The sequence below is a fragment of the Marinobacter mangrovi genome, from assembly GCF_016798325.1.
Lineage (GTDB): Bacteria > Pseudomonadota > Gammaproteobacteria > Pseudomonadales > Oleiphilaceae > Marinobacter_A > Marinobacter_A mangrovi.
Genome location: NZ_JAERVO010000001.1, coordinates 890,216 through 910,784, shown reverse-complemented (window position 1 = coordinate 910,784; position 20,569 = coordinate 890,216). Strand labels below are relative to the sequence as shown.

Here is a 20,569-nt window from a genome sequence, read left to right as displayed (position 1 = left end):
GATTAGTGGCCTCCCTTGTTCAGCGGTGCGGCGTGGGTGTCTTGATCACGTCCCGGATAGGGACCGGCCTCGAAGGTCACGTGCGCGGCCGACAGCGGACGCATCGCGCGATCGTGTTCCTCGTCCACCGGCTCTTCGTCTTCCACGCCCATCTGCAGGACCCGGAACAGGTAGTAGACGCCGGCGGTGAACACCATGGCGTAGACCACGATGTAGCCGATCAGTGTGAACAGGGCCATACCACCGGTCAGCGACGGGGTGACCGCCTCCGCCTGGGTCATGATGCCGTAGATCAGCCAGGGCGCGCGGCCCACTTCGGTGACGAACCAGCCGCTGAGAACCGCCAGGAAGGGCGCGATGCTCATCAGTCGCAGGCTCTGCAGGTACCAGACGGTGCTGTACAGCTTGCCGGTGGCTCGCAGGATCACGCCGATCACGCCGGCGAGGATCATCAACAGGCCCATGGCAACCATGATGCGGAAGCTCCAAAACACGATGGAGACCGGCGGCTGCTCATCCGGCGACGCCTCCTTCAGGCCCGGTACGACACCGTTCCAGTCGTGGGTCAGGATCAGGCTCGCCATATGCGGGATGCCGATTTCCATCAGGTTGGACTGGGTTTCTTGATCCGGCCAGGCGAACAGCAGCAGCGGTACGCCGGACTGGGTTTCCCAGTTGCCTTCCATCGCCGCCACCTTGGTGGGCTGGTGCTCCAGGGTATTCAGACCGTGCTCGTCGCCGATAAACGCCTGCGCCGGCGCCAGGAACAGGATCAGCCACAGGCACATGGACAGCGCCTTGCGGTTGGCTTCCTTCTCGCGGCCGAGCAGCAGGTACCAGGCGCTCACGCCCGCCACCACGAAGCTACCGGTCAGGAAGGACGCCATCACCATGTGGAGGAAGCGGAACGGGAAGGAGGGGTTGAAGATCGCCTCGCTCCAGGACAGCACGTGGATCACGCCGTCGCGCATCTCAGTGCCCGCCGGGGTCTGCATCCAGCTGTTGGCCACCAGGATCCAGAAGGCCGAGATGAACGTGCCCAGGGCCACCATCAGCGCGGCAAACAGATGCACACCGGCCGGCACCTTGTGACGCCCGAACAGCAGCACCCCGAGGAAGCCCGCCTCCAGGAAGAAGGCCGTCACCACCTCATAGCTGAGCAATGGCCCGATAAAATTTGACGAGGCTTGTGCAAAATTGCTCCAGTTCGTACCAAACTGAAACGACATGACAATACCGGAGACCACACCCATCCCGAAGACCACGGCGAAAACCTTCGTCCAGAAGGCCGACAGCTTTTCCCAGGCCGGGTTTTGAGTGCGAAAGAACAGTCCTTCCAGGACTGCGATATAGGACGCCAGGCCGATCGTGAAGACCGGGAAGATCGCGTGAAACGATACAACGAAGGCGAACTGGATACGGGAGAGGAGAATGGGATCTAAATCCACGGGTACCTCCGGGCACAGGTTAGACAAAGGCGTTCCAGGTCATGCTGGAGCTGCCGCTCAAACGAAAACGAAATGCCATCTGAGGAGCGGGGTGCTGTCTGGTGACCAGAAGACCCCTTATTGTTACCGGCATCCGGAATGACGGACTGTGAGGATCCATGACCAGTCCGAAAATCCTGCTCAGCGTACCTGTCGAGCCATCGCGTGCATTGACTGAAATCAATATCGGAAATCAATAGCCTACATGCCTCTAACAATAGTAGTGCGCGAACCGGAGTGTTCAAATGTCACTTTATGAAGATCATGTTTTACCCCATCTGATCAACCGGGCCTGCTCCATCGGACCGGTGATGAAACTGCGCCAGCAACTGGTGCCTCAGGCCCGGGGCGATGTCCTCGAAGTGGGCATGGGGTCCGGGGTGAACCTCCAGTACTACAATCCCGACAGGGTCAATTCAGTATGGGGTCTGGAACCGTCCGAGGGCATGCGACGGATTGCCGCGCGAAACGTGGCCGCCGCGCCGGTGGAGGTGAAATGGCTGGATTTGCCGGGCGAACGCATCCCGCTGGAGGACAACAGCGTGGACACCGTGTTGCTCACCTTCACCCTCTGCACCATCCCGGACTGGTTCCAGGCCTTGCAGCAGATGAAGCGCGTGCTCAAACCGGACGGCCAGCTCCTGTTCTGCGAACACGGCCGCGCCCCGGAGCCGGGCGTGCGCAAATGGCAGGACCGCCTGACCCCGGCGTGGCGAAAAGTCGCAGGCGGCTGCCACCTGAACCGACCGATTACAAGGTTGCTCGAGTCCGCCGGCTTCGAGATCGAATCGGCCGACAGCCTGTACATCCAGAACACGCCGAAGATCGCGGGATTTGTGACGTACGGAGTGGCTCGAAAGCCCGAATAGGGGAGTGGTCTGGTTGAGATTTGACCGATTTGAAGGGCAAGATTGCGATCAGCCACAGCTGCTTATACAATCCCCGCTCCTTCCAGCACTCCCTCTGCCCGGGTGGTGAAATTGGTAGACACTGGAGACTTAAAATCTCTTGACCGTTAGGTCGTGCCGGTTCGAGTCCGGCCCCGGGCACCATAAATAGCAATAGGTTGCGATGGTCGTTATTGTTCTAACGAAAGCCTTGAATCGCTTTGTAGACCTAATGTAGACGCGGTGCAGCCCCTTCCTGAAAATCCCTACGGAACTTTAAGCCCCTAAAACCGAGAGGGCCGGAACTGAGGATTTTGATTTCAATTCTTTGGCCCCCGGTGCGTAGAAACCGATCCTATGATCTGCTTTGGCTGGCTTGATGAGCTGTGTTCAGGGCTTTTGATTCGCAGCTTTCCGAGCTCGGTCAAATAAATTACGATTCAGGTCTATTTTTTTGCGAGATGGCTCCTATCTGAAGCTCAACTGGTTTCCACCGGGGCCTGCTTTGGATCTTCAGAGGGGGAGCTTCCAGCCAGATACAAGGTACAGCCCAACAATAAGGTTATTGATCCTAAATGAGCGAACACACAGAAGTACGCCTCCCTCTTATAGAAAAGCTGATAAGACTTGGATGGGACAAAAATCAAATTCAGTACGAGCCTGAGTGGCGAGTTCCCAAGACTCCGAGCGAAGCAAGTAAGCGAGAAAAAGGGCATAGCTACAAATCTTATCCCATTGACATAGCGATTTTCGATCACCCATCTCATGTTGGTGAATATGAGCATCTTCAAATCATCATCGAAACGAAGGCTCCAAACTTCAGTGAGGGACTAAATCAGCTAGAGATTTATATGGGCATGGAGCCTCATGTCCCGCTTGGTATTTGGTCGAATGGCAGTGATATCAGCCTTGTCTATCGTACTCCTGATGGGAAGTTCGATGTTGTTAAAAATGGAGCCCTACCAAAGCCCACCGATAGCTTGATCAAGGCGACAGAGACAAGGCTTACCTGGAACGATTTGGAAGAGCCGACGACCGCGGTTTTGAAGAGAGCGTTTTCCCGTCTACTAGATGTCGTTGTCAGTCGAGATACATTAAGTACCAGACGCGACGATCAGTTGAACAATCTGTGTAACGTGATTCTGGCAAAGTTGGAAGGCGATAAGATAGCAAAATATACCCCGGCTGATCCTGCGCCATTTCAAGTGTGGGATAGTGAAGCGGAAACAGCGAAGAATATTAAGGAACTCTTCGCGGGAATGCGGATTGCTCATTCCGATCTGTTTCTCACTGATAGCGACAAGGAAATCAGTCTTGACGACCACACTCTCCAATCGTGTGCATACGAGATTTCTCGGTACAAGCTTCGAGATACACCCATCAGCGTTATATCTGAAGCCTTCCAAATTTTTCGAACTTCGAGCTTAAAGTCTGAAGAGGGGCAGTATTATACGCCTTACCCGGTAATACGTAGCGCTGTTAAGTTAATGGAAATCAAGCCTTCTGATAAGGTTTTGGATCCTGCTTGTGGGACCGGTGGCTTTCTCTTGGAGAGTTTTAGGCAGCTGATCGAAAACCATCCTGCGATGTCCGAAAGTGACACGAAAAGCTGGGCAAATAGGCATCTGTTTGGGGTTGATAAAGACCGCATTAATGTAAAGTTGACTAAGGCTATAATGCTAACAATCGGCGACGGCAGCACCAATACGTATTTGGGTGATTCAATAAGGAAGCATCTCTGGGCAACGTACTACCAGCCATTGTTGACAGCCCTGACTCCTGACTCATTTACTTGTATCGTCACAAACCCCCCTTTCGGAAAGGGTTTAAAGGTATCGAAGGTCGACTCAAAAGCTGCTGGTTTCACTATTTCTAGGAAGCCTAAAAAACTGAATGGTGGAGGCTTCGAGTTTTCAAAAACTGTCCATGAAGAGAGAGAAATTGGCATTCTCTTCTTGGAGCGGTGTTACAGCCTTTTGGCTGAGGGTGGGCGTCTCGGCATCATTTTGCCAGAAACATACATGTTTTCGCCTTCTTACGCATGGTTGAGATACTGGATGAAGGATAAATTTGAGCTCAAAGGGATGTTGAATATAGCGATGGAGGCGTTCCAAGGATTTTGCCGGGCTAAAACAAATTTTTATATCTTCGAGAAGGTAGGTAAGTAAGTGCATAAGCCAAGCTGGTTCAGAGAAGGGCAGACCCTTATTGTCAACGCAAAAACATGTGGTATCAATAAGGATGGACATGAACAGTATATTGTCAATCCTCAAACTGGGGTGCGGTCGGATTCGGAAATCGACGATGACCTTGCCGAATGTTGCGATGCTATTAGAGTTGGCGATTTCTCGAGGAAAGAGATTTTTTATTGTGGTTCGGAGAAGGTTTTTAATAGTGACGTATATGTACCCAAATACTTCGATCACAAAACTCTGGAAGGAATCGAGGAACTAGTCAAAAACCATCCGGAATTCTCTTTAAAAAGCCTGGGAGACCTGGCTTCGGAAAAGCGCATATTGATTTTTGGTGGACATGGTAGTCCAAGTTCCGATCAGCGGCTTGGGGAGGTCCCCTACATAAAAGTTTCTGACCTGAGAGCCGGGCACGTAAATATAAACCCGACGAATATGGTGCCGTTGTCTCTGGCGCACAAGTTTTGGGGCGGTTTGTCGTCGGGCTTGCAGGCCTATGATTTGATATCACCAGAACGCGCCTCTAAAAACATTGGTGAGTTTTGCGTGCTCATGCCAGGGCAAGAGAGTGCAGTCTTAACTAAGGAAATCATAGGAATTCGCACTAACACTGAACTCTTCGATCAGTTTTATCTTCTTTGGGCGCTGACCCTTAAAGAGACCGTTGCTCAGTGGGAGCGCATAGTTTTTATGCAGACCAATCGCGAAGATGTGGGCAAGCGAATGCAGGAAATCAAAATACCTGTTCCGAATTCACGAGCCACAGCGGACTCGGTATCTTCAAAGTTTCGAGATTATTATCAGCGCCTGGAAAAAGCTCGGCGGAGCTTTGTCGATTCCATTCGGGATAGCGATTTTAAGCACTACATTCACCTTGGGGAATGATCGTTCCGTTAATTGCTTAAACCACCGTACAGTTATTGACAGAACTCCAAGGGGGCGGGTGAACCTCACCATTCAGCTTCTCCCAGGCATAGGCGGTATCGTCGGGCAATGCGGCGATTTCCGCTTCTGTCGCTTCCCCGACTTGGGTTAACTGCTTCAGGCGATCCAGCCACTGGTCATCCGATACGCTCTTTCGCGCAGCCTTGTTGGGGCGCTTGATTTCCCATCGGAAGGCCCTCGTCAACCAATACCGCCCTTGAGCGAACAAGCCGAAAAGCTTTCTTTTGGATGACTCACCGTATTGGTTAACAGGGCAGTTGTAGTGGTCAACGCGTTACTACCGCTATTTTGTCCCGCCATTCTGCTAGTGCTCACTGACGATCTCATAGGTGAGTTGGAACAACCTCGTGAAAAATCTATACTTTGCGTTGGCCTGACAAGCTTGTCAGCATAATTTTGACGAAAAAGGTAGCTTTCTTAACGGTGTTCCTCGTCAAAGGGACAAAAGGGTTTTCGAATGTCTAACAGCTTTTTCTTTTTCAAAGCCACTAAGAACCAACAGAACGAGCAGTTCGTCAATGAGGTCGCGGCTTACTCTGAACAAACCAAGACACAAATGTATCTGGTTGATGGTCCACTCGTAGATAATAAATATAAATACTCCTTTAAAGATGCGCTGATACTCTTGGTGCCTAAGCACAAAATCACCTTTATCAACTTCTCTGACAACGAGGAAGATTTTGAAGATTATGTTGAGGATGTGCTTGAGGACCTGAGTGCGATTTCGGATAAGTTTAGATATAAACAAGTCGTTGGTAGGTCACGCCATTGGAAGTCCAAACTAACAGACGAGTTTCGATTCGACAACTTCGAAACCAGCATAGAGGAGCTGTTAGACCTTACGCGTATTGAACTCGAAAAAGACCAGAAGAAGTGCGAGCTTTTGATATCCCTGTTAACTGGAAGTATTAATGATATCGAGCGTGTAGGCGAAGATGTGCCCGATAATATACTGGATAGAGTTAAGAGCAAGATCCAGTTATTTGACGGAGACCAGACTCGATTTGTCTACCAAGCGATGGAAAAGCCTGTAATCCGTATACAGGGCCTTTCAGGCACCGGTAAAACAGAACTCCTGTTGCACAAACTTAGAGATATCTATGTTAACTATCCTGAAAGCAAGGTAATTTTTACTTGTCACAACAAGATACTCTCTCATAATCTTCGCCAAAGGATTCCTGAGTTTTTCAACTTCATGAAGGTTGAGGAGCAAATAAAGTGGAACGAACGACTTTGGTGCGTGAATGCATGGGGTTCCCAAAGTGACCTTCACTCCGGGGCTTATCGATATATAACCGCGAAGTATCAGTTGCCGTTTAATAGATATAGCAGGGCGATGTCATTCGACAAGGCATGCACTCTGGCCCTTTCGCAAATTACTGATGAGGATATCGATAAGTATGGTTATGCTTTTGATTTTATGCTTATCGACGAGAGCCAAGACTTCGGGCAACCATTTATAGATTTATGTGAACGTGTAACAAAAAATACCGTTTTCGTTGCTGGTGATATTTTTCAGAGTATTTTTGATCAAAATATTGTTAGCGATATAAATCCCGACTTTCTATTAAGCAAGTGTTACCGCACAGATCCACGAACTCTTATGTTCGCTCATGGTCTCGGTATGGGGTTGTTCGAACAGAGAAAGCTACGATGGTTGGCCGAGCCAGAATGGAAGGCATGTGGCTATATTCTTGATGAATCGGATGATAATCACCTAGAGCTTAGCCGCGAACCACTTAGGCGTTTTGAAGATATTGAAAAGCAAAATATAAAGAGCCTAGAGCTTTTTACGGCACCCGAGCCATTTACTGTCAATTCTGAAAATCAGATAATTGATGTAATAGCAAAAATTAGAGAAGAAAACCGAACGGTTCTTGCTGAAGACATCGGCATAATTTTCGTGGACGACGGAAATATAACCTATGAAATGGCCGATGTGTTGGAAAACAGCGTGCAGGAGAATTTTGATTGGGATGTGAATAAAGCATATGAGTCTAAGGTAAAGTCTCAGAACTCCGTATTTATAAGTAATAGAAATAATGTTAAGGGTCTTGAATTTCCTTTTGTCATAGTTGTAGCTAAGCATCTCAGGCACAGCCACAGTTACCGAAATGCTCTCTACATGATGTTGACGCGCTCGTTCATTAAGACCTATTTCGTTATCTCTGAAGAGTGGAATCAAGAAATAATTCCTAGTCTCAAAGAGAGTATTGAACATATCAATGATCATGGCAGCATGGTCGTGGAAATTCCAAGCGCCGACGAGATTAAGTCAATCAGAACGACAATAAAATTCGATGAAAATTCTCAGTCATTCTATGACTTTGTTGAGAAATTACTCAACGATTTGAATGTTCCTCCAATCTTTAGACAAGAAGTTTTTGACGCTACACAAGCGGTTCTTAAAGAATCCTTCGATAAAGAGCAAGTGGAGGAAACGATCAACTTCGTTTTAAAGCAAAGAGGGATTTGAAAGTGAAAATAAGGGAGATGCCTATCACGCAATTCCAACAAGATAGGGTTTTTGCTCCCATCAGGACCAAAAAGGACCTTATAGAAAGGTTGATATATATAACTAAGCAGTTCCTGATAGGACCGCAGACTAACTCTGTCGATGGTTCGCCAAGGGTTTTGTTGTGTAAGGGAAAGATGAGTAGGGTTTTTGCGTTTGCTAAAGATAGATACATTACGTTTCATTTTCCGTTTGCCGTTACTGAAGACGAGGGACAAATAAAGTTTTCTCACTGGGCGATTGAGAGAGTCGATAACAGAGTAACCTCTATAGTCATGGATCTTATTCATGAGGATTCGTTCAACACCAGTGGTGCCCAATCATTTGTTGAGCCCGTCATTGAGCAGGAGAGCGACTTCCCGGGAATCTGGGAACTATATAAAGACTTGTTAACATTTGAAGATGGTTACCTTCGGTATGACTATGATTCGGAACGTCAAAACGGTCGGCTTCACCCTCTTAATCATCTAGATATATTCTATACGTCTAACAGTAGCTTTAAGCTCGGTATAGATAAGAGGATTTCTGAGGAGAAACTACAAGATCTTTTGAATGTCGAAACCGATTGTGGATATGTCCAGCTGGGTTGAGCTCCTTTCCATACAGTCATTGGCAGAACATCAAGGTGGCGGGAGAGCCACGCATGGGGCGGGGACAGATCTTGCGTATGAACTTTTAACGACTGTGAAAAGGCACTTGATTCATGCGAGTGAGGGCAAGTCACTGGTTGTTTTCTTCAATCCTTTTTTCGATAGCTCCAGCCAACGCCTTCGCTTTAGCGCGCCCAGAATCATCTGCGGCATAAAAAAAGTTCCAAACTGATCGCTGAAGACCAGTTGGATCTTTACACCGCCAAACTCAATCAAAGCCAGTCTTGTTCCTGGACCTTCTTTTTCATCAAGCAGACTTCCAAATTCGATAGAGGTAAAGAATGCTACCAAACTATCAAATCCCTCATAGCTAGATATATCATTGATATGATGTTTCACCGTACCGTTCTCGTTTTCAAACGCAACAACAGTCATAAATGGCACCTATAAGGACTAAGTCCAGCTTCTAATCAAGCTTTCTTGAAGTTTCCTGTTTTTCCAAATTTCAAAAACATATCCCAAGAAATCTTCATCCTCATCCATTTCTGGTTCTACTGGTTCAAATCCAGGAATTTCAGCCCACCAAGATTTGTATTCCAGCGAAACAGATTTTTCTGAAGATTTAACTTCGAAGCATGTTGTTCTACTATCCAAATTATGGAAATAATTTAAGTTAACTCCCATCGAGGATAAATCCCACTTATCCCTGTCCACTTGTAGTATTAAAGCATTGTCTTCGCAGTAAATGGCGATACATCTTTGACCCAGTTGGTGGAAATTTCCTTTTGGCTTGGATGGCACATCTACAGTGCTGTTAGTCGCACCAGTAGACGGATCAAAGTTAACCAGATCACCTCTGTCAAATGGCTTAGATAAAATCATAAATTACCCTTATTTTGGTATAGATATGCCTGTCAGGACATCCATAGTATCATTTGATCTTAATGCTGCATTTATCACTTCAGAAGGTGTTCCATATTTGGCAACCTGGGATTCATACGTTGGACCAAGTTTATTCCCATACCTTGTAAGATTGCGCCGATATACGGCCTCCAAAGCTTCTGGAGTCTTATAATGTGAAAGCCTATCCTGATTTCTCATTTCAACTATTTGTCTGGCTATATCATCATCGCTGAGGCCTTCTTTGCGAAGGCTATTAACCAATTCCTGCTTTTTCTCCAACCCAGAATGGTATTCAAGCCTGGTCTTTCTTGCTGCGGACACTTGTCCTTTATCTGTCCAGTCTACAGGCCATTTACTCGAATGGAATTGAGATTCAGTGGTAGGGAGGTAGCCATAGACTCCCTTTGAGTCAGCAACCAAATCATTAGGCAGGTCGACATACCTAATCTTGTCCGAAACAATATTCGCTGCTTTCAGTTCAAGCCCATCAACCCGACTCGGAGCCGTATCCTCAAGGACAGTTTGACTGTTCAGGTCAGCATCACGCCAGATACGCCTCAAACGCTGCTTTTTGACAGCCTCGCCAAACGCTTTAACGGTTTTGCCCAAATGGGTAAGCCGGCCCGCATGGCGAATTTGAGTGCCGGCGGCGCCGGCCGCACCGACGCCGCCTGTGGCTACCGCCAATATGGCAGTGAGGATCACATCAAAAGCCACGGCGCCGGTAAAGTAACTGATTTCAGTGTGGTGCTGTATGGCGGCGTAGTCGGCCGCAAAATCGGTGACGCTTTGCCGGAGTTCGGGATCCGCCATCACCAGGTTAGCGAGGTCATAGGCTTCAGCGATATCTTCGCGGGAGATGTCCGAGGGATCGAACCCCAAATCCTCAACCCAGCGTCGGTGACGGGCCTCTTCATAGTTCGCCTGATAGGACTCGAACCAGTGTTCATCCGAGCTTCCCTCACTGGCCGCCCATGCGGACTTCAGGCCATCCAGCATGGCTTGGGTGGGGGAGGACAGATCGGACACGCCGGCCACAAATCGGATAAGCCCCATCCCTGCATCTGAAAACCCTTGGGATACGGCGCCAATGCTCACCAGCCCGCGCCGATACCAAGGCAGTTGCTCGTATTCCCGGGCGAGGTCTTCGGCCTCTTTTCTTTCCTGCTTGAGCAGTCCTTCCAGGGCTGCCTGGATGCCCCGGCGTTGCTGGCTGACATCACCATCGGAGGCATCCGAACTCAGGCGAACGGTGGCAAAGCGCCCATTCAGTCCCTGGATCTGAGCCTCGCCATGGGCATCCAAAGTGCCTTTGACGGTCTCCTGATCGGTACTGAGGGTAAACGGAAGATTTGCCACGCCGGTGCCGTCGGGCCAGCGGTAAGCCAGCTTGACGTGGTAAGGGCCGGATCCCGGCGAAGGAGTTTCCGCGACGGGAGGTTCTGGGGCCGGGTTAGCGGGCTCGACGGCCGGTGCCAGGGAGTCGGAGCGGGCGAATGCACCACGCGCTCCGGTTGGCCAATGCTGTTGGAGACGATGCCGAAGTGCTGGTGGCAAGTCGCTGCGCAGCAGGTCGGGGTTTGCCTCGGATTCCGTGAACAACTCAAAGCCGGACCCATAACGGTTGGCGAGCACAAGACGCCCGTCCTGCAGGTCGTCCAGCAGCTTCCGTTTCTGGGTGTCGGTCAGGTTGCCGCTTTGCGAAAAATCCGCATCCGGAGGTAAATCGATATGGTGGCCCTGATAGCCCCGGGTGAAATAATCCCGGGCGACATCCACGGCATTAGACGGATGCAACAACCTGGGCAGTATGGTTTCGGTAAAGCCATAGCCGCCCGTAACGTAGAGCTCGTAGGACATAATGACTGCTTCCTTGTCCAGTGTGTCCTTAGATCCTTCTAAGGAGCGCGGAATACTATGGTTTTGCCGGCGGGATGGCAAGTTGGGACAAAAACGCCCAAGGCTGGGTTCTGATCCAGCCATGTTGTCAGTTTAGCACCTAACCCTTTGCCTCATGTGTTCGCCTGAAATGATGGGCACGGGAGATTTTAAGTCTCTTGACCATCAGATGTTGGCGGTTCGACTCCGCCCCGGGGCACCAAAAAAACGCCTGTCATTTCACACCTGTTTCCTGCGAACCTTGGGCCGTCCGCTATACTGTTTCCCACAGCAGCCGTAGACCACAGGCACGTGGCCACATTCCTGCACCAGCGGGGTTGGATATGGATTTCCGCAGGCGAGTCACTGAGTCACTTCTTTTCGTTTTCCTTTTCGCGATTCCGGCCGCTTATGGTCAGGGGCTGACGTTTGCGCTGGTCAGCAAGAGTCTTCAGGACGCCAACTTCATTGCAGCCGCTCGCGGCTGTGAGGCGGCGGCTTCGGAGGATGGGAATCACTGCCTTCACGTCGGTCCTGAAGGGGCAGCGCATTTTCGAAGCCAGGATCTGGCCATTCGGCGGCTGCTCAAGCAGGACGTGGATGGCATTGCGTTGTCGGTCACCAACGGCGCGTATCTGGCGCGGCAGAGTCTGAAGCAGGTCACCAAGCGAAACATTCCCCTGATTACCTTTGATTCCGACTTGCCGGAGGATCTGCATGTCCTGCGCAGCGCTTATGTCGGGCCGGACAACCGGGTGATCGGTCAGCAGCTGGGCGGGATTGTGAATCGGTTTATGAATGAGGGCACCTTGTGCCTGATGTCGGCCAGCCCGTTCGACACCAACCTGAATGAACGCCTGATGGGCGTCAGACAGGCGTTGACCGGCGATCCCCAACCGGACGAGCCGGGGCTGCTGGCCGGTGAGAATGGCTGGACGGAGACCGGGCGGTGCCCCTGGTACAACGCCGATGACAACAGTCGGGCCGTCACGCAGGTGTTTACCGCCTACACCTATGAGCATTCGGATGCGATTGTGTCGGTCGGGGCCTGGCCGCTGCTGGACTACAACCGGTTGCGTGAGGCGTTGCTCCCGTTTCGTGATGGGCTCCGCTCCCGGGAGAAGCTGTTTATCCTGGCCACTGGCGGGCTTCGACCGCAGGATTATTCGCTGATGGACGAAGGGCTGATCCAGGGTTTTGTGTCGATCGACTTTGAAGCCATGGGGCGAACCAGCTATGACGTGCTGAAACGCCTGCATGAGGGCAGGGCGGTCGAGGAATACTGGCCGACACCGGTGATCCAGGTTTTGCCGGAACCGGCGCCGGTGACCGGCGGCGAATCAACTCAGCCTGAGTAACGCGGAGCGCTATGGCGCGTTATCCAGATCCTCAAGCGTGGCTTCCACTTCTTCAATCCACTCAAGGCCGGCCGTGATGCTAGATGTGGTTCAGGCATCCGGTTGCGGGCAATGGACCCCTGGAGCGTCCAGGACGTCGACCTGATGGCCCACGCGAATGCCGTTGATGCGGAAGAAGCCTTGCGGCATTTCCAGGGCGGTGGTGTAGGTGACACCAGCCGGATATTGCGGGCAGCGATCGGGATCGTCGGCGGCGCAGGGGAGCATCTTGCGTATCGCGCGGATTTCGCCGGCCTCGCTGATATAGGCAATGTCCAGCGGGATGAAGGTGCGGTACATCCAGAAGGTGGCTTCCGGCGGGCGCGATTCCTGATAGACGAACAGCATGCCGTGGTCCGGCGGCAGGGATTCGCGGCCCATCAGGCCCTTGCGGCGCTGGGTATCGGTGACCGCCAGTTCGGCCGTCACCGCTTTCTGGCCGTTACCGGATTCGATGCAGAGCTGCGCCTGATCGAGTTTTGTCGCGGCTTCGGTCGGCGTCCGACAGGCCTGCAGGCCGGTGACGACCGCCACGATGGCCGTGGCGGTGAAGAGAGCTCGGCGACGCATCAGCTTCTGAGTCGGTAGCCGGTTTTGAAGATCATGGCGATGATCACCAGGCAGATGACCATGAAGAGGAACGTCATGCCGGCGCAGAGGAGTACGTTCACATCCGAGATGCCGTAAAACGCCCAGCGGAAGCCACTGATCAGGTACACCACCGGGTTGAACAGGGTGATGGTCTGCCAGATCGGCGGCAGCATGCTGATGGAGTAGAAGGTGCCGCCCAGGAAGACCAGCGGCGTGACGATCATCAGCGGGACGATCTGCAGCTTCTCGAAGGTGTCCGCCCAGATCCCGATGATGAAGCCAAACAGACTGAAGGTGATGGCCGTCAGCACCAGGAACAGGAACATCCAGACCGGGTGGTCGATGGAGTAATCCACGAACAGGCGCGCAGTGAGCAGGATGATCAGGCCGAGAATGGTCGACTTGGTCGCCGCGGCGCCCACGTAGCCAATCACCACTTCCACGAAAGACACGGGCGCGGACAGCACCTCGTAGATGGTGCCTGAGAACTTGGGCATATAGATGCCGAACGAGGCGTTGGAAATGCTCTGCATCAGCAGCGAGAGCATGATCAGGCCCGGGATGATGAAGGCGCCGTAGCTGACCCCATCAATATCGCCCATGCGGGAGCCGATGGCGGAGCCAAACACCACGAAGTAGAGCGAGGTGGAGATGACCGGCGACAGCACGCTCTGCATCAGCGTTCGCCACATGCGCGCCATTTCGAATTTGTAGATTGCGCGGATTCCGTAAACATTCATACCTTCGCCTTCACCAGGTTGACGAAAATCTCTTCCAGGGAGCTTTCCCGGGTTCGGAGGTCCTTGAAGTCGACACCCTGTTCGGCCAGACGACGGAGCAGGGTGGCGATGCCCGTACGCTCTTCGCTGGTGTCAAAGGTGTAGACCAGCTCGGTGCCATCGTCGGACAGCTCCAGCTGCAGGTCGGACAGGGAGTCCGGGACGCTCTCCAGCGGTGCCTGCAGGTGCAGACGCAGCTCTTTCTTGCCCAGCTGCTGCATCAGCGTGTGCTTGTCTTCCACCAGGATCAGCTCGCCCTGGCTGATCACGCCGATGCGATCGGCCATTTCCTCGGCTTCTTCAATGTAGTGCGTGGTGAGGATGATGGTGACGCCGTTTTCCCGCAGGCGGCGGACCAGTTCCCACATGTCCCGGCGCAGCTCGACGTCGACGCCGGCGGTGGGTTCGTCCAGGAACAGGATTTGCGGTTCGTGGGACAGGGCCTTGGCGATCATTACCCGCCGCTTCATGCCGCCGGACAGGGCCATGATGCGGGAGTCCCGTTTGTCCCAGAGCGACAGGGATTTGAGCACTTTCTCGATGTGCGCCGGGTTCGGTGCCTTGCCGAACAGACCGCGGCTGAAACTGACGGTGTCCCACACGGTTTCGAAGGCGTCGGTGTTCAGCTCCTGGGGTACCAGGCCGATCTTGGTGCGGGCGGCACGGTAGTCCGAGGCGATGTTATGACCATCCGCCAGCACGGTACCGCTGGTGTGATTGACGATGCCACAAATGATGCTGATCAGCGTGGTCTTGCCGGCGCCGTTGGGGCCCAGCAGGGCGAAGATCTCACCCCGGCGGATATCGAGATTGATGTCCTTGAGGGCCTGATGCCCGGAGGCATACGTTTTATAGAGGTTTTTGACAGAGATGTCGGGATGCACGCGCGCTCCTGTCTGGCCGATTCGGGAAAAAGGCTCCCCGCGGTTCGATTCGATCGGGTGCCCGTTCGGGCAAACGAGCATTTTATACGAAAGCAGGGCCGTCGGGCATGACCCGATTCTCCATAAATCACGCCGGATCCCGCTGTTTTCGGTGATTCATGTCATGGGTTGTCGTGGAATTTACGTACACTGCATTTGTCCGGATATGGTCGCTCAGGACACTGATGTACAATTATGGACAGAAAGAGCACAGAAGAATAGACTGGAATCAGCAATGGGCCGGGTGCCCACGGGAGCAAGCGCGATGACACAACCGGATACTTCAACCGCCACCGACCTCCACGGCGAAGAACGGCGTGGGCAGGTTGCCCTGAAGGCGTTTTTTAACATCACCGCGGAGTGGGGTTGCACCCAGGCGGAACGCCAGAAACTGCTGGGGGAGATTGCGCGCTCCACGCTTAACAATTACGCCCGTCTGCCGGCGCAACGCCTGAACCGGGACCTGTTGGAGCGGATCAGCTACATCATGGGGATCTACAAAGCCCTGCAGATTCTCTACCCCACGCGGGAGCTGGCCGCACGCTGGATCAAGGCGCCCAACGCCGCGCTGCCGTTCAACGGGGTTTCCGCGTTGGCGTTCATGACCCGTGGCAGCATGATGCACCTGGCGGAAACCCGCCGCTATCTCGATGCGCAGCGGGGCTGGTAGATGACGGCATGGCCCGAACCGGAGACCTGCATTCCCGGCTGGGAAGCCCATCGGATCGTGCCGTCGCATTTCCCGCCGATCGAGATTTTCGAATCGGTGCTGTCCCAGGACGAATACGACATTGCCGCCGAGATTGAAGGCCTGACCAACGACCGGCTGCGGGATCTGACGGGCGACATTGAACGCGTTGCTGCGGAGGATCGCGTCTTCGGGGCCGGCTCGACGCCGCTGATGGCGGCCTTCACCCATATCGGCGCCGCCAGCCGGTTTACCGACGGCCATTTTGGCGTTTACTACGCCGCCAGTTCCCTGGAAACCGCGATCCGGGAAACGGTCTTTCATCGCGAGCGTTTTCTGCGGGCCACCCAGGATCCGCCCATGGAGCTGACCATGCGCTGCTACATCAGTCGCGTGGTGCTGCCGCTGGACGATATTCGCCCGGAAGCCTATTCGAGCCTGCAGCAGCCTGACCTCGACAGCTATCCCCGTTGCCAGGGGTTCGCCGCCCAACGCCGGGCGGCTGGCAGCCACGGCCTGCTGTATCCCAGCGTGCGCCATGCCGGAGGCGAATGTCTGGCGGCCTTTCGCCCCCGCACCATGGGGCTGCCCTGGCAGGGGCCGCACCTGCGCTATGTCTGGAACGGTGAGTCGATCACCGATACGTTCCGCATCACCCGGCACCGCTCTCTTTGACGAGATGCCGTTGGCATTTTGTCAGAACCCACGCCAAAAACTCGTCTAACCCACCTTATAAACTGTGATCCAGCACCGGGTTCTGCCGTGTTTATTTGATAAAGTCATGGAAAACAATAACTTCAATTGGCTTTTGCCAGACCACCACGGCCTATCGACAAGCGGAGAGACTGATGCAGGAACGACGGCGGCGGGAACGCTTACCTTTTATCCAGATGGATGCGCGCGTGAAAGTGCGGCGAAATCTGTTTTCCAATCGCTGGATTGATGTCAGCGTCAGCGACTTCAACAAGCTGGGCATGGCGATTGTCGGCAACCATGAGTTTCGCGAAGGCGAGAAAATCCAGTTCAGCCTGCGCCTGAACACCGAAGTGGGCGATATCACCGTGGAACAAGCCCAGGCCGTGGTCCGCAATTCCCGGGTCGGCGACAGCGGGACAATCTTTGGCCTGGAGTTTGTCGACAGCCAGAAAGGCGGTGTGGCCGAATCCCTGAGCCGGATCGAAAGCGTCCTGACCCGCTTCAAGGCCGTTACCCAGCGCATGACGTGATCCGCCGCAGGCGTAGCATGGCATTGCTCGTTGTTTTCCCGGAGAATGCTAGCTCGCTTGATCGGGAGGAACGGGTTTGCTGCGCGGATTGTCTGTTGTCGTATTGATCGTCGGGCTGGTTGCCCTGCTGGTGCTTGGGCCGCGTTACCTGCGGTCCACCGATGAGGCGGCCAAGATGTCGGCCGAAACCTGCAACCTGGATGATGGCGCCTGCCAGTGGCGAAACGTGGCAGGCGACTGGCAGATAAGCCTGAGCCTATCCGGGAAGACCACGCCTCCAACCCTTACGCTGTCGCTGTCTGCGCCTGAAAGCGTCGCCTCATCTGAGCGGTTGATGGCCGTGCTGAGCGGTTATTCCATGGAGATGGGGACCTTCCCGGTGGTGCTGACGCCGACCGGTGAACCTGGCCAGTTTCGGGGGCAAGGTCAGGCGCCGGTTTGTAGTGTGGATCCCGAGATGACCTGGCAGGTGGCTTTGCGGCAGGGTGGTTCGGATGTCGCGATGCCTGAGGTTGTGGTGTTCCATAACGTGGTATCCGCCAAATAGACACCATTTTTATTGCAATCCCTACGTAGGTTGGGCTGACGAAGGAAGCCCAACAATTTACGGAAGGCCCCGATCTCTATCCGGCCTTTTGCTCTTGGGAGCTCCTGCCAAAATTTTGAATGTATTGGATAACGGATGTTGGGCTTCCTTCGTCAGCCCAACCTACGCTGCTGGTTTGAGGGCCGGTCAGGCCCCTGGAACATAGGGCAGCCCTGCGGGCTGCTCCGAAGCTAAAGCGTCGGCTACATTTTGAATACAGCTCGAGCATGTAGCAGATGCTTTAGCTTCTGAGGCGCCGAAGGTGCCCCATTCGTGCCCCCGGCACATTCCCTAGCTCCTCCATCCTATTCCCACTCCTGGAACGTGAATTCCATCACCTCCAGGCCTACACGGCAGGCGCTGTCGAGGTTCGGACATGTTAAAATAATGTGAAAGCGATACCGCTCTTACTTTCTCGCTTCACGGATGATGCTATGGACTACGCCGACAGTGTACAAAAGGTTCTCCTGCGCAAGATCAACAAGGCCGAGCAGGACCTGATGCAGCTCAAACTGGACTATTGCCGCTTTATTTTCGGCCTGACGCACCGCAGTCAGGTGATCGTCGGTGAGACCCATTACCTGGTTCAATCGGTGGACCTGGACAGCATGACCCGGGAGGAAGACGGCAGTCTGAGCCGGCCGGTGGTGTGGGGGATTCCGGAAGGAGCCGATCCGGATGTTGCGCCGCTGAGTCTGGGCACGGACTGGGTTGCGGCCAAAGGCCCGGTTGGCCGGGCCGGCCCCTGATTGGCCGAACGGGTTCAGAGGAGGGCGTTCGCCGTTAGTGAGGCGTAGAGTGACTGGGTTTCAGGCACGAACCGGTGCTGCTGCCAGTGCTCTGCGCCTTCGAGCCCGTTTCGATAGCAATGCAGCAGACTGCTGCTGGTGGTCAGATCCGACAGCATCTGCTCGATCACGATATCCCCGATGTCCAGTGCGTGCTGGATCACCTTGATCGCCGCTTCCAATATCTTTTCCCGTTCCTTCACGTGACCAAACGCCAGGCCGCAGGCCGCGCCGTAGAAATAGGCGACGGCCAGCGATTTCAGCGTCGGCGCGGCGTCGCGCAGGGTGAGCCCGTGATGGCGCACGTCCGTGAGCTGGATCGACGAGAAGATGTGCAGTTGCGTTACCAGGTCCGTCGCGCGCACGCGCTTCCGGATCTGCCCGGCGGCCACGCGCTGGTAGGCATCCCGGGTGGCCTCGGCGGCTGGAAAGGAGGCTGCGGCGGAAGCCGGCTCAACGGATGCTGGCGTGAACGCCGACGTCGAGCGAAAAGGCCGCAGACGCGCCAGTGTGTACATGCGATAGGCCATCAGCGCCAGCAGGACAGCCAGACTGATTTCCACACCCGATACGATTAATCCCGTCATACGATCCCTGTCGTGCTGGTCGGTCGTGTTGAGCCTGAATTGTAACTAAATGTTACTGCCAAATATCAGGTCAAAGACGTGAAGGAGTGCAAAATCTTTTGTAAAAGGCGAGTCCGTGACGGTCAGTGGCCTTCACAGGTCATCGATACTTTGAGTCTGAGCCGGGCACGAACGCGGCGGGAGATGGCGTCGACGCCGATATTGAGGAATGCGGTAACCAGGATCAGCACCATGGCCTTGTCGAACTGGATGTTCTGGATGGCGCTGTCGACAAAGAAGCCGAGCGTGTAGATCCCCAGAATACCCAGGATGGCGGTTTCCCGCATGATGATTTCCCAGCGGTAGAACAGGAAGGCCAGGAACGGGCTGTAAAGCCGAGGCAGCAGTTCGTAGCCATAGCGTTCTATGCCCTTGGGGGCATCCGGGCGCAACGTGATCTCATTGCTGCGACGACCGATCAGGTGGCCGATGATGCCGCCGTTATGCAGCGCCAGTGCGACAATCGCCGGCAGCATGGACGGCCCCCAGAGTTGGAGCAGGATGTACGCGATCACGTATTCCGGCGTCGACCGCGCTATGACCAGTACGACATGGCCCAGCCCCCGCCGGGTCGGTCCACCAAAATGGCGGGAAATCAGCGGAAAGGCCATCAGCGTCACCAGGCCGGTCAGCACCAGGGCGATCTGCGTTAGCACCAGGGTGTTCCAGATGCCGGGCATCGCCTGGTTGACAGCAAGATCCGACAGCCAGTGCCACAATCCGGGTAGCCCTTCGCCATCCCGTAGCGGTGACGGGACGATGTCCTGAGTAAAGAACCGCACCACATTACCCCAGACGATGGGCAGCCCATCCCCCAGAAAGAACGGAGCGGCGATCACGTAGAGTGGAATCAGCCGGGGTCGGGCCCAGAGCCGCAGGGTGGCAATCAAGACGTAGAACAGCAGGAGCAGGGCGCCCACTTCGGAGTAGTAGCCCTGGGAAAAGGACGATTCCAGGTAATAGCCCAGCGTCGGCAGCCCCACGAACCCTAACACCGCACTGGAGCGCAGGCCGCATTCCAGTCTATAGGAGGTGTAGGTGATCAGGTGCGGCAGAGCGTCCGGAATCCGCGCGTAGAGAAACGACGACAGCACGTCGACTTTGCGGGACAACACCCGCTCCGGCGTGGGATCGGTTTCGTCCAGGATCTCGGAATAGACCTTGGCAAAGATGCCGGCGTAGGGAATGGCGATCGCCAGCACGCCCGTCAGCGGATGGAAGCCGAAGAACTGCAGGAAGATCAGCGCCCAGAACAGCTCGTGGATGGCGCGGATAAACGCGCAGAACATGCGTACCGCCCGGAACCGGAACACCAGGGCGAGCAGGAAGCCGCTGATGCTGCCCAGTGCCACGCCGGTAAAGGCGAACGCCAGCGTTCTCAGGAGCGCGGTGCCGATGTGTTCCAGGGAGAAGAAATCCGGCGTGACCATGCCGAGAAAGAGGGCGGCCAGGTCCTGCCAGGGATTAATGGTGGTGATCGCCAGATCCGCCGCAAACAGGCACAGGATCGCAATCGCCACGAATGCGGCGGTAATCCTGACGGATGTGGACGATAGAAACACGAGGCT

General features: G+C 54.1%; 20 protein-coding genes and 1 tRNA gene. 12 read left to right on the top strand and 9 right to left on the bottom strand.

Going from position 1 to position 20,569, the window contains the following annotated elements:
• Nucleotides 1-2: 2 nt before the first annotated feature.
• On the bottom strand, nt 3-1,448 hold the full coding sequence (locus JL474_RS04035; protein ID WP_203141010.1) for a cytochrome ubiquinol oxidase subunit I: 1,446 nt from the start codon (nt 1,446-1,448) through the stop codon (nt 3-5).
• Nucleotides 1,449-1,732: 284 nt separating this feature from the next.
• On the opposite strand from JL474_RS04035, the gene JL474_RS04030 reads away from it, so the two are divergent.
• The 6 genes from JL474_RS04030 (at nt 1,733) to JL474_RS04005 (ending at nt 8,616) form a co-directional block, all read left to right on the top strand.
• Nucleotides 1,733-2,356: a class I SAM-dependent methyltransferase gene (locus JL474_RS04030; RefSeq protein ID WP_123634497.1), complete on the top strand. Its 624-nt coding sequence runs from the start codon at nt 1,733-1,735 to the stop codon at nt 2,354-2,356.
• Between the two features lie 96 nt (nt 2,357-2,452).
• Nucleotides 2,453-2,539: transfer RNA gene (locus tag JL474_RS04025), tRNA-Leu, on the top strand.
• 410 nt (nt 2,540-2,949) lie between these two features.
• Nucleotides 2,950-4,542 carry a restriction endonuclease subunit M gene (locus JL474_RS04020; protein ID WP_203141009.1) on the top strand — a complete coding sequence of 531 codons (1,593 nt, stop codon included), beginning with the start codon at nt 2,950-2,952 and terminating at the stop codon, nt 4,540-4,542.
• The gene (locus JL474_RS04015; RefSeq protein ID WP_203141008.1) at nt 4,543-5,451 is read left to right on the top strand and encodes a hypothetical protein; all 909 of its coding nucleotides are present in this window, start codon (nt 4,543-4,545) and stop codon (nt 5,449-5,451) included. It abuts the gene before it with no gap.
• A gap of 517 nt (nt 5,452-5,968) precedes the next feature.
• Nucleotides 5,969-7,987 (top strand): DEAD/DEAH box helicase, encoded by a 2,019-nt coding sequence (locus JL474_RS04010; protein WP_203141007.1) that lies wholly within the window; start codon nt 5,969-5,971, stop codon nt 7,985-7,987.
• 2 nt (nt 7,988-7,989) lie between these two features.
• The gene (locus tag JL474_RS04005; RefSeq protein WP_203141006.1) at nt 7,990-8,616 is read left to right on the top strand and encodes a hypothetical protein; all 627 of its coding nucleotides are present in this window, start codon (nt 7,990-7,992) and stop codon (nt 8,614-8,616) included.
• 111 nt (nt 8,617-8,727) lie between these two features.
• On the opposite strand, the gene JL474_RS04000 is transcribed toward JL474_RS04005, so the two are convergent.
• Genes JL474_RS04000 through JL474_RS03990 form a run of 3 tightly spaced genes read right to left on the bottom strand, consistent with a single transcriptional unit; the run spans nt 8,728 to nt 11,379 of the window.
• The gene (locus JL474_RS04000) at nt 8,728-9,051 is read right to left on the bottom strand and encodes a hypothetical protein (RefSeq protein WP_203141005.1); all 324 of its coding nucleotides are present in this window, start codon (nt 9,049-9,051) and stop codon (nt 8,728-8,730) included.
• Between the two features lie 18 nt (nt 9,052-9,069).
• Nucleotides 9,070-9,498, bottom strand: coding sequence for a hypothetical protein (locus JL474_RS03995; RefSeq protein ID WP_203141004.1), 429 nt, complete (start codon nt 9,496-9,498; stop codon nt 9,070-9,072).
• A 9-nt stretch (nt 9,499-9,507) separates the two neighbouring features.
• Nucleotides 9,508-11,379, bottom strand: a complete 1,872-nt coding sequence (locus JL474_RS03990) for a hypothetical protein (protein ID WP_203141003.1) — start codon at nt 11,377-11,379, stop codon at nt 9,508-9,510.
• A 362-nt stretch (nt 11,380-11,741) separates the two neighbouring features.
• Between JL474_RS03990 and JL474_RS03985 the strand changes: the two genes are divergently transcribed.
• A complete protein-coding gene (locus JL474_RS03985) occupies nt 11,742-12,755 on the top strand; it encodes a substrate-binding domain-containing protein (protein ID WP_203141002.1) in 1,014 nt (337 codons plus the stop codon).
• Nucleotides 12,756-12,845: 90 nt separating this feature from the next.
• On the opposite strand, the gene JL474_RS03980 is transcribed toward JL474_RS03985, so the two are convergent.
• The 3 genes from JL474_RS03980 to JL474_RS03970 are packed head-to-tail and all read right to left on the bottom strand — an operon-like array spanning nt 12,846 to nt 15,048.
• Nucleotides 12,846-13,364, bottom strand: coding sequence for a DUF192 domain-containing protein (locus JL474_RS03980; RefSeq protein WP_203141001.1), 519 nt, complete (start codon nt 13,362-13,364; stop codon nt 12,846-12,848).
• Nucleotides 13,364-14,125, bottom strand: coding sequence for an ABC transporter permease (locus tag JL474_RS03975; RefSeq protein ID WP_123634503.1), 762 nt, complete (start codon nt 14,123-14,125; stop codon nt 13,364-13,366). The genes JL474_RS03980 and JL474_RS03975 overlap by 1 nt, the downstream gene beginning before the upstream one ends.
• Nucleotides 14,122-15,048, bottom strand: a complete 927-nt coding sequence (locus tag JL474_RS03970) for an ABC transporter ATP-binding protein (protein ID WP_203141000.1) — start codon at nt 15,046-15,048, stop codon at nt 14,122-14,124. Before JL474_RS03970 ends, JL474_RS03975 begins: the two co-directional genes overlap by 4 nt.
• Before the next feature lie 304 nt (nt 15,049-15,352).
• On the opposite strand from JL474_RS03970, the gene JL474_RS03965 reads away from it, so the two are divergent.
• The 5 genes from JL474_RS03965 to JL474_RS03945 all read left to right on the top strand — a co-directional run bounded on the left by JL474_RS03965 (nt 15,353) and on the right by JL474_RS03945 (nt 18,336).
• Nucleotides 15,353-15,757, top strand: a complete 405-nt coding sequence (locus JL474_RS03965; protein WP_203140999.1) for an MbcA/ParS/Xre antitoxin family protein — start codon at nt 15,353-15,355, stop codon at nt 15,755-15,757.
• Nucleotides 15,758-16,450 carry an RES family NAD+ phosphorylase gene (locus JL474_RS03960; protein WP_203140998.1) on the top strand — a complete coding sequence of 231 codons (693 nt, stop codon included), beginning with the start codon at nt 15,758-15,760 and terminating at the stop codon, nt 16,448-16,450.
• Between the two features lie 173 nt (nt 16,451-16,623).
• Nucleotides 16,624-17,001 (top strand): PilZ domain-containing protein, encoded by a 378-nt coding sequence (locus JL474_RS03955; protein WP_203140997.1) that lies wholly within the window; start codon nt 16,624-16,626, stop codon nt 16,999-17,001.
• A gap of 76 nt (nt 17,002-17,077) precedes the next feature.
• Nucleotides 17,078-17,548 carry a hypothetical protein gene (locus tag JL474_RS03950; protein ID WP_203140996.1) on the top strand — a complete coding sequence of 157 codons (471 nt, stop codon included), beginning with the start codon at nt 17,078-17,080 and terminating at the stop codon, nt 17,546-17,548.
• 473 nt (nt 17,549-18,021) lie between these two features.
• Nucleotides 18,022-18,336, top strand: coding sequence for a hypothetical protein (locus JL474_RS03945; RefSeq protein ID WP_203140995.1), 315 nt, complete (start codon nt 18,022-18,024; stop codon nt 18,334-18,336).
• A gap of 14 nt (nt 18,337-18,350) precedes the next feature.
• Here JL474_RS03945 and JL474_RS03940 read toward each other — a convergent pair whose 3' ends face one another.
• Together JL474_RS03940 and JL474_RS03935 are read right to left on the bottom strand one after the other, a co-directional pair.
• The gene (locus tag JL474_RS03940; protein WP_203140994.1) at nt 18,351-18,962 is read right to left on the bottom strand and encodes a hypothetical protein; all 612 of its coding nucleotides are present in this window, start codon (nt 18,960-18,962) and stop codon (nt 18,351-18,353) included.
• Nucleotides 18,963-19,084: 122 nt separating this feature from the next.
• Nucleotides 19,085-20,563, bottom strand: coding sequence for a PhnE/PtxC family ABC transporter permease (locus JL474_RS03935; RefSeq protein ID WP_203140993.1), 1,479 nt, complete (start codon nt 20,561-20,563; stop codon nt 19,085-19,087).
• Nucleotides 20,564-20,569: the final 6 nt, after the last annotated feature.